The following is a 9,044-nucleotide window of genomic DNA, read 5'->3' on the forward strand; positions in this document are numbered from 1 at the left end:
AGATCAAAAGCGCGGCGAGCTGACACTCGACCTGATGGGGTACGCAATCCTCGAGATATACGCGGACACTGTGGGAGCTGCGGTGCGACGATTCGACTTGCCAGCGATGACGGCCTGACAGCCAACCAAGCACTATGGGTTTCACCGCAAACCATTGTGGCGAGGGAGCTTGCTCCCGCTGGGTGGCGAAGCCGCCCCAAACCCTGAGCCCCCGACTTCACTGACAACACGAGTCGCCTGGTTTAGGGCTTGCCGCGCAAGCCAGCGGGAGCAAGCTCCCTCGCCACAGAAGTGAGTCAATTCAAACCGTGGCGTCCGGTACATCCACTCGGTCGAGCACTTGATTCACCACCAACTCCGCCAGCGACACCATCTGCTGAATGGCCAGTGCATTACTGCGAGTCGAGCCTTCCAGGGCAAAGGCCAAGTCACTGGCCATCACGTTCAGTGACGCCAGGGTTTCGCAGGCATGAGCGAGCAGGCTTTCGTTGTCCACATCAGGGGCGACGATGAACATCGTGTTGAGGCGTTTCTTGGTGGGTTCTTCCGTGGGCGGAGTGAGGTAGTGATCCAGGGCACGGTTGGCGGCGTCGTTAAGCTTTTTTGGATCGAGGGAATCGTAGGGAGAAACGTCGTCCGCTTCGGGCGGATTAGGAGTTTGTTTGAACATGGCAAAGATCCTTTGAGGTATGAAACTGCCACTGTTCGTTTTCCAGACGAATAGGTGGCAGCTGTACGCGGACTGGAAAAACCGAGACAAAGGATCAAACCCGGCAGGCGCAAAGCCTCCCACGTACAGCCGCCATAACTCAGAACTGCGGTGCAAAAAAAAGCGCCGCATTATGTCATGCACGTAATCCTTGTACTGCGGGTTTTCCAGACCCGGTCGCTGTTCTGCAGCGACCGTCAAAGCCTACCCAGCGCACTTCCGACGGACAACCGCCAAAGGTTGTCGGAAAACTCCCCCAGATCCTCTGCGTCTGTAGGACCGTCGAATCAATCCGCCACCCGCCCCCCACCCATGCTCCCGCTCAATTCATACGCTGCCAGTTCTGCCTGGTGCGTGGCCAATATCTCGGGCAATGAGCCGCGCAAATACTCGACCCAGGTTTTGATTTTGGCATCGAGGTATTGCCGTGACGGGTAGATGGCGTAGAGGTTGAGTTCTTGCGAGCGGTAGTTGGGCATGACCCGCACCAGGCTGCCGTTGCGCAGGCTTTCGATGGCGGCGTAGAGGGGAAGGATGCCGACGCCCATGCCGCTGATGATCGCGGTTTTCATGGCGTCGGCGGAGTTGACCAGGAACGGCGAGCTGTTGATCGCGACCATTTCCTGGCCTTCCGGGCCGTCGAACACCCATTTGTCGAGGGCGATGACCGGGCTAACCAGGCGCAGGCAGGCGTGGTTGAGCAGGTCGCTGGGTTTTTGCGCGCAGCCGTTGGCTTTCACGTAGGCCGGCGAGGCGCAGACGATGCTGTAGGTGATGCCCAGGCGTTGCGAGACGAAACCCGAATCCGGCAATTCGCTGGCGAGCACGATGGACACGTCGTAGCCCTCGTCGAGCAGGTCCGGGACGCGGTTGGCCATGGTCAGATCGAAAGTGACGTCGGGGTGGCTCTTGCGATAGTGGGCGATGGCGTCGATTACAAAGTGCTGGCCGATGCCGGTCATGGTGTGCACTTTCAGTTGCCCGGCGGGGCGGGCGTGGGCGTCGCTGGCTTCGGCCTCGGCTTCTTCGACGTAGGCCAGGATCTGTTCGCAGCGCAGCAGGTAGCGCTTGCCGGCTTCGGTCAGGGCGATGCGCCGTGTGGTGCGGTTGAGCAGGCGGGTTTGCAAGTGGGCTTCCAGATTGGAGACCGCGCGCGAGACGTTGGCCGTCGTGGTGTCCAGTTGCATGGCGGCGGCGGTGAAGCTGCCGGCCTCGGCGACACAACTGAAGGCGCGCATGTTTTGCAAAGTGTCCATAGGGTGCTCTCTGGGGCGATGGCAAATTGTGACACGAAGTTGCTGATTTTTTACACGCGACCAAAGGCCGGCCACGGGATTATCACGTTAACGGTAACAAAGATTCACAGGATTCCCAGCTTATCGCCGCTAAAACCGCCCCCTAGAATGGCCGCCACCTCTTTGCTCCTCTCTTTCAGGAAGTCGCAGCAGTGCCGCGTCGCATCAGCAGAGCGCTCCAGTCGCTCAGTGTCTTGGCTTTATCTTTGGCAATCGGCGGCTGCATCGGAACCGGAGGAATCGCCCCACAGGGCCAGGCGCTGGACGCCAACGCCCTGGCCACCGACGATGCCATTCAGCGCGCCGCCGAGGAGGCGCATTGGCCCGCCGCGCAATGGTGGCGGGCCTATGGCGACCCGCAACTCAATCGCTGGATCGAACTGGCGCTGCAAGGCAGCCCGACCCTGGCCATGGCCGCCGCGCGGGTGCGTCAGGCCAAGTCGATGGCGGGCATTGCCGAGTCGGCAGAGTCGCTGCAGATCAATGCCGATTCCACGCTCAAGCGCCACAACTGGCCCGGCGATCAATTTTATGGCCCCGGCGAGTTGGGCGACACCACCACTTGGGACAACAACGCCGCGCTCGGTTTCAGCTATGCCCTTGACCTGTGGGGCCGCGAGAGCAACAGCACCGAGCGCGCAGTCGATCTAGCGCAAATGAGCGCCGCCGAAGCGCGCATGGCGCAGCTCGAATTGCAGAGCAACATCGTCCGCGCCTACATCGAGCTGTCGCTGCATTACGCCCAGCGCGACATCGTTGCCGCGACCTTGCAGCAGCAACAGCAGATTCTCGACCTGGCGCAAAAACGCCTGGACGGTGGCATCGGCACCCATTTCGAAGTCAGCCAGGCCGAGACGCCGCTGCCGGAAACCCATCGCCAACTCGATGCCCTCGACGAGGCCATTGCCCTGAGCCGCAACCAGCTCGCGGCGCTCGCCGGCAAAGGACCGGGTGCCGGCGTGCAGTTGCAGCGGCCGACCCTGGCCTTGGGCGCGCCGCTGACACTGCCGTCGAGCCTGCCGGCGCAGTTGCTCGGCCAGCGTCCGGACGTGGTCGCCAGCCGCTGGCAGGTCGCGGCCCAGGCGCGCGGCATCGATGTGGCGCACGCCGGTTTCTACCCCAATGTCGACCTGGTCGGCAGCCTTGGCTACGTGGCCACCGGCGGCGGCATGCTGGAATTCCTCACCGGCAAGAAGATGAACTACAGCGTCGGCCCGGCGATCTCCCTGCCGATTTTCGACGGTGGTCGCTTGCGCGCAGAGCTGGGTGAAGCCTCGGCCGGCTACGACCTCGCCGTGGCCCACTACAACCAGACCCTGGTCAACGCGTTGAAGGACATTTCCGATCAGTTGATCCGCCGCGCCTCGATGGACAAACAACAGGGCTTCGCCGCCGAGTCGGTGGCCACCGCGCAGAAGACTTACGACATCGCGATGATCGCCTACCAGCGCGGGCTCACCGATTACCTCAATGTGCTCAATGCGCAAACGCTGTTGTTCAAGCAGCAGCAAGTGCAGCAGCAAGTGCAGGCGGCGCGCTTGAGTGCCCAGGCTGAACTGGTGACGGCGTTGGGCGGGGGCCTCGGCGCTGGAGATGACGTGCCGACCGAGCGCCAGACTCAGGTGCCAAAAACACCGGCACTGCTTGGGGGCCTTTCGAAGTGAACCCAATCCCTGTGGGAGCGAGCCTGCTCGCGAAAGCGCTAGATCAGGTGACGAAAACGCTGACCGACAGTCCCTCTTCGCGAGCAGGCTCGCTCCTACAAGGGATCGTGTCGTGACTGAAGCACTGCATAAATTTCTCCCGATCCGCTGGCTGCACTCCTTGGAATGGCGCCGGGGCTTTTTCGACTGGGCGCGCAGCGATGGCGTAACCTGGGTCTACATTTTCAAAGTGCTGATCGCCGCGTTCCTGACGCTGTGGCTGGCGATGCGCCTGGAGTTGCCGCAACCGCGCACGGCGATGATCACGGTGTTTATCGTGATGCAGCCGCAAAGCGGTCATGTGTTTGCCAAAAGTTTTTACCGCTTCCTCGGCACTCTGGCGGGCTCGGCGGTGATGGTGCTGTTGATTGCCCTGTTTGCGCAAAACACCGAGCTGTTCCTCGGCGCATTGGCGATCTGGGTCGGTTTCTGCACCGCCGGCGCCGCACGCTATCGCAACTTCCGCGCCTACGGTTTTGTGTTGGCGGGCTACACCGCGGCAATGGTCGGCCTGCCGGCGCTGGCGCACCCGGACGGGGCGTTTATGGCGGCGGTGTGGCGGGTGCTGGAAATTTCCCTTGGCATTATCTGCTCGACCCTGGTCAGCGCGGCGATCCTGCCGCAATCGGCCAGCGCGGCGATGCGCAACGCCTTGTATCAACGCTTCGGCGTGTTTGCCCTGTTCGTCACCGATGGCCTGCGCGGGCGCAGTACGCAACAGGCGTTCGAGGCCGGTAATGTGCGCTTCATTGCCGAAGCGGTGGGCCTGGAAGGGTTGCGCAGCGTCACCGTGTTCGAGGACCCGCACATGCGTCGGCGCAATGGCCGGGTCAGTCGCTTGAACAGCGAATTCATGACCGTTACCACCCGTTTCAACGCGCTGCACCAACTGCTCGAACGCTTGCGCGCCAGTCGCGCGGACGAGGTGGTCGCGGCGATCAAACCGGGCCTACACGACCTCGCCGAGTTGCTCGACGGTTTCAGCGGCCGCGCCTTGACCCACGCTGACGCCGCACGCCTGACCACTGCGCTGGCAAGCTACAAGACCGCGTTGCCAGCGCGGGTTCGCAGCTTGCGGGCGATCTTCCAGCAGGGTGAACCGAGCGACGCCGAGCAGCTGGATTTTCACACTGCGTATGAGCTGCTGTATCGCTTCGTCGACGATCTGCACAGCTACGCCGAGACCCACGCCTCGCTGGCCGATCATCATCACGAACGCGAGCGCTGGGATGAGCCGTTCACCCCGCAAACCAACTGGATGGCCTCGGCGGCGGCGGGCATTCGGGCGTCGTTCATCCTGGCTGTGCTGGGCAGTTATTGGGTGGCCACGGCCTGGCCCAGCGGGGCGACCATGACCCTGATCGCCGCCGCCACGGTGGGGTTGTCCGCCGCGACGCCGAACCCGAAACGCATGGCGTTCCAGATGGCCTGCGGCACCTTGCTTGCGGCGCTGATCGGCTTCGTCGAGATGTTTTTCATCTTCCCGTGGATCGACGGCTTCCCGCTGCTGTGCGTGATGCTGGCGCCGGTGATCGTGCTCGGCGCGTTCCTCGCTTCACGGCCGCAGTACGCCGGGGTCGGCCTGGGCTTGCTGATCTTTTTCGGCACCGGTTCAGTGCCCGACAACCTGACGGTGTACAACCCTTACCTGTTCATCAACGATTACCTGGCCATGGTCCTCGGCATGCTGGTGTGCGCGGCGGCCGGGGCGATCATTTTGCCGCCCAACAGTCGCTGGTTGTGGCGCCGGCTCGAGCAGGATCTGCGCGGCCAAGTGGTGTTCGCCATCAGCGGCAAGCTCAAGGGCTTGAGTTCGCGGTTCGAGAGCCGCACCCGGGATTTGCTGCATCAAGCCTACGGTTTTGCCGTCAGCCAGCCACAAGTGCAGCGCGAATTGTTGCGCTGGATGTTGGTGGTGCTGGAAGTCGGCCACGGCATCATCGAATTGCGCAAGGAACAAGCGCTGTTGCCGGTGCACCCGGCCTACGCCGACTCGCAGCCGTGGCGCCAGGCGATCCGGGTCATGGGTCGCGCGCTGGTGCGGCTGTTCCTGCAACCGGGGGCGGGCAATCTGGAGCGGGCGCTGGTGGCGGTCGATCACGCCATCAGCCGCGTGCAGGCCACCGACGAACCGTTCGCCCCGCACTTCGACACCTCGGCGCTGCGCCGGGTCAAGAGCTACCTGCACTTCATCCGCACCTCGCTGCTCGACCCGCAATCGCCGCTCGCCGGGCCAGCCGCGCCGGCGCCCCAAGGACATGCCCATGCCCCGTGAAATCGCCTTCCACGGCGTGTATATGCCGACCATGACCCTGCTGTTTTTCATCGCCGCCGGGCTGGCCTGGGCGCTGGACCGGTTCTTCGCCGGGTTCGACCTGTACCGCTTCTTCTGGCACCCGGCGTTGCTGCGCCTGAGCCTGTTTACCTGTCTGTTCGGCGCAATGGCGCTGACGGTTTATCGTTGAGAACATCCTGATGAAAAAGTTTTTCAGCTTGCTTGCGACCCTGCTGGTGCTGGCCCTCGCGATCTGGATCGGCCGGACCTTGTGGGTGCATTACATGGAAACCCCCTGGACCCGCGACGGCCGCGTGCGCGCCGACGTCATCAACGTCGCCGCCGATGTCACCGGCGAAGTGGTCGAGGTGCCGGTGCGCGACAACCAATTGGTGAAGAAGGGCGATCTGCTGATGCGCATCGACCCCGAGCACTACCAGATCGCGGTCAAGCAGGCGCAATCACTGGTGGCGTCACGCAAGGCCAATTGGGAGATGCGCAAGGTCAACGCGCACCGCCGCGCCGACCTCGACAACCTGGTGATCTCCAAGGAAAACCGCGACGACGCCGGCAACCTCGCCGACTCGGCGCTGGCCGACTATCAGCACGCCCAGGCGCAACTGGAAGCGGCGCAACTCAACCTCAAACGCACCGAAGTGCGGGCGGCGGTGGACGGCTACGTGACCAACCTCAACGTCCATCGCGGCGATTACGCGCGCATCGGCGAGGCGAAAATGGCCGTGGTCGACATGAACTCGTTCTGGGTCTACGGCTTCTTCGAAGAAACCAAACTGCCGCACGTGCGCGTCGGCGACCAGGCCGAGCTGCAACTGATGAGCGGCGAAGTGCTCAAGGGCCACGTCGAAAGCATCTCCCGCGGCATCTACGATCGCGACAACCCCGAGAGCCGCGAGCTGATCGCCGACGTCAACCCGACCTTCAACTGGGTACGCCTGGCACAGCGCGTGCCGGTGCGCATTCATATCGATGAAGTGCCCGAGGGCGTGCTGTTGGCGGCGGGGATTACGTGTACGGTGGTGGTGAATCAGAGCACCGGGAGGCAGTGAAAATCGCTCCCACGGGTTTGCGTGGGAGCGATCTGGCAGGGCGGTTCAACTCAGGTACGCGAATAGGTGGCCTATTGAGCCCGACATTCCGATAGCGTTGGCTGCAAACAGGAGCTTGTTGTTCGACCGGTCCATCAAGAATACCGGTGTAGCGTTAGTTGCGGTGTCTTCAGTGATGTAACCGTTAGTTCCGAATTCACTGTCGACACGCCCGTCAGATAGCCAGCGCGAAATGTACATGTAATCTAATGTGTTTGTGGTCAGCAGCTTTCCGTCGGATTGCACGTATCCACTTTGCCAGGTATTTCTTCTGGTCGGATCGTAGAGTGTTAGTCGCGGTTTACCCCCGTTAAAGTCGGGATCCACGAGGCCTTCCTTGGAAATGCCGACCATCATTCCTGCAGCGGGTAGGTTGTCGACATCGCCGGCCTGGCCAATACACACGAAACCTTTGGGTGTGGAGAGCAATTCCTTGAACTCAGTCGGGCGGTTGTCGATCCCTATGCTGAAATAGCCCGGTGTATTGGGGTGGCCAAATCGCTCGTCGACACTGCCGTTGTGATGCAAGCGTGCAACGATTGCCGTTGCGCGCCCAGGTTGCAGATGAGCATGGCCTGCCACCACGAGTTTTCCGTCCGCTTGTAGCAGGCAGGCGTTGAGCGCCGTTACCCCGTCCGGATCCTGCACTTTGAAATTCAGACGTCCGGTCTGCGCGAAGGTTTTGTCGAGTGTGCCATTTGCATGTAGCCGATAAATCACACCAGTGGTGCTGCTGCCGTTGTCGGGTGGGTAATAAGTGGTGCACACGAGCAGTTTGCCATCCGCTTGCTGAGTAACATTACCTGAGTCGGCCAAATACACTTCGCCGGGCTCATTTTCGATAATGAGATGGCCCGTGCCCATCTCACCGAACGTGGTGTCCAGCGTGTAGTCACTGGAGTAACAGGCCATGGCCAAGTTAGCTCTCGTGTCGTCGCCCTCGTACACAACATGATGTCCGAGCATCAGCAGGCGGCCGTCCGTCAGGCGTAAAAGTCTGCCCCCTGCGCAAGGTTCGTCCCCTTTGAAAGAATCGATCAACAGGCCTCCATTGGCAAAGCTCAGGTCCAGTTTTCCGCCAAGGGTCAACCGGGCGAGAGCGTACTGCCCAATGCCTGAGCTGGTTTCCAGCATCATACTTAAAAGGATCTTGTCGTCCGGCAGTACCAGGACACCTTTGACCAGACGGTTGCGCAGAATGTGGTCGGGGAGAATGGCGAGGGTGAGTTGACCATCATCACCGAATGACTTGTCACGATCACCTGCCCGACGTGGATTGGTATTCATAAACACCTCTCATGAGTGGTTAACATTGACCAGCCTGAGGTGTATGCCCACCCGCTGTGCCGGCCCGGACTCACTTCGCAAGTGAGTGATCACACCTCAAACCTCACCAGCAGACCTTGCACAGGGAGCTGGTGGCCGTCCTCGCCACTGACCCTGCTCTGATTCCCGGCGTGAAATATGTCGCGCCGATCACAATGTTGCGGTCAGGCTGGATCACCACATCGGCTGAGTCACCCTCCGCCATGAACGGCGACCTTGCCACCCCATGCGTTAAACGGCGATTGGTATTGCCCAAACGTAAAGCCATCAGTCGCGAAGGTTTTATCAAGGTGTCCGTGCAGTTGCGGAGAGAGCTTTCCCGCAGACAGAGGGTCGCCGCCAGAACCATCATCCGGGGATCGAGGTTTTTGATCATTGCGAGCGTTCATCCTGTTGTCCTCTGTTGATCGCTTCGCCAGGCCAGTTACGAACGGGATGAACATCCCATCCGATGTCAGTAGAAGCCTGTGCTGCGCGGTCGAGAACGTCTACTGTCAGAACTTACAGGTAGCGATGCTTTTCGGACGGATGGTGCACGTCGTCACCTGCGGGAAAAGCGCCTCCCGCACAGGCCGATGTTGGTGCAATGCACTTGCGCGCAGCTCGTGGGGGAACGTATTTCAATGGTGG

The 9,044-nt window shown here is 61.4% G+C and carries 8 protein-coding genes; 4 read left to right on the top strand and 4 right to left on the bottom strand.

Translation table 11 applies throughout. The features are described 5' to 3' along the window. Positions 1 to 301 precede the first annotated feature (301 nt). Both RG836_RS02815 and RG836_RS02820 read right to left on the bottom strand, forming a co-directional pair. Positions 302 to 670, bottom strand: a complete 369-nt coding sequence (locus RG836_RS02815) for a DUF6124 family protein (RefSeq protein ID WP_310843037.1) — start codon at positions 668 to 670, stop codon at positions 302 to 304. A gap of 326 nt (positions 671 to 996) precedes the next feature. Next, positions 997 to 1,965, bottom strand: coding sequence for a LysR family transcriptional regulator (locus tag RG836_RS02820; protein WP_310843038.1), 969 nt, complete (start codon positions 1,963 to 1,965; stop codon positions 997 to 999). Positions 1,966 to 2,156: 191 nt separating this feature from the next. Here RG836_RS02820 and RG836_RS02825 point away from each other — a divergent pair, with 191 nt between their 5' ends. The 4 genes from RG836_RS02825 (at position 2,157) to RG836_RS02840 (ending at position 7,049) form a co-directional block, all read left to right on the top strand. Continuing rightward, on the top strand, positions 2,157 to 3,668 hold the full coding sequence (locus RG836_RS02825; protein WP_310843040.1) for an efflux transporter outer membrane subunit: 1,512 nt from the start codon (positions 2,157 to 2,159) through the stop codon (positions 3,666 to 3,668). Between the two features lie 112 nt (positions 3,669 to 3,780). Beyond that, positions 3,781 to 5,982: an FUSC family protein gene (locus RG836_RS02830; protein WP_310843041.1), complete on the top strand. Its 2,202-nt coding sequence runs from the start codon at positions 3,781 to 3,783 to the stop codon at positions 5,980 to 5,982. Continuing rightward, the gene (locus RG836_RS02835; protein ID WP_310843042.1) at positions 5,972 to 6,172 is read left to right on the top strand and encodes a DUF1656 domain-containing protein; all 201 of its coding nucleotides are present in this window, start codon (positions 5,972 to 5,974) and stop codon (positions 6,170 to 6,172) included. Before RG836_RS02830 ends, RG836_RS02835 begins: the two co-directional genes overlap by 11 nt. 10 nt (positions 6,173 to 6,182) lie before the next feature. Then, positions 6,183 to 7,049 carry an HlyD family secretion protein gene (locus RG836_RS02840; protein WP_310843044.1) on the top strand — a complete coding sequence of 289 codons (867 nt, stop codon included), beginning with the start codon at positions 6,183 to 6,185 and terminating at the stop codon, positions 7,047 to 7,049. A gap of 45 nt (positions 7,050 to 7,094) precedes the next feature. Here RG836_RS02840 and RG836_RS02845 read toward each other — a convergent pair whose 3' ends face one another. Both RG836_RS02845 and RG836_RS02850 read right to left on the bottom strand, forming a co-directional pair. Beyond that, the gene (locus RG836_RS02845) at positions 7,095 to 8,375 is read right to left on the bottom strand and encodes a hypothetical protein (protein ID WP_310843045.1); all 1,281 of its coding nucleotides are present in this window, start codon (positions 8,373 to 8,375) and stop codon (positions 7,095 to 7,097) included. 103 nt (positions 8,376 to 8,478) lie between these two features. Beyond that, positions 8,479 to 8,790, bottom strand: a complete 312-nt coding sequence (locus tag RG836_RS02850) for a hypothetical protein (protein WP_310843047.1) — start codon at positions 8,788 to 8,790, stop codon at positions 8,479 to 8,481. Between the last annotated feature and the right edge of the window lie 254 nt (positions 8,791 to 9,044).

The organism is Pseudomonas rhizozeae (genome assembly GCF_031583775.1).
In the GTDB taxonomy this organism is placed as follows: Bacteria; Pseudomonadota; Gammaproteobacteria; order Pseudomonadales; family Pseudomonadaceae; genus Aquipseudomonas.

Bases quoted from the DNA above. Each gene is read 5' to 3' on its own strand.
- RG836_RS02820 (WP_310843038.1), bottom strand. From the start codon at position 1,965: ATGGACACTTTGCAAAACATGCGCGCCTTCAGTTGTGTCGCCGAGGCC.
- RG836_RS02840 (WP_310843044.1), top strand. From the start codon at position 6,183: ATGAAAAAGTTTTTCAGCTTGCTTGCGACCCTGCTGGTGCTGGCCCTC.
- RG836_RS02835 (WP_310843042.1), top strand. From the start codon at position 5,972: ATGCCCCGTGAAATCGCCTTCCACGGCGTGTATATGCCGACCATGACC.
- RG836_RS02815 (WP_310843037.1), bottom strand. From the start codon at position 670: ATGTTCAAACAAACTCCTAATCCGCCCGAAGCGGACGACGTTTCTCCC.
- RG836_RS02845 (WP_310843045.1), bottom strand. From the start codon at position 8,375: ATGAATACCAATCCACGTCGGGCAGGTGATCGTGACAAGTCATTCGGT.
- RG836_RS02850 (WP_310843047.1), bottom strand. From the start codon at position 8,790: ATGATCAAAAACCTCGATCCCCGGATGATGGTTCTGGCGGCGACCCTC.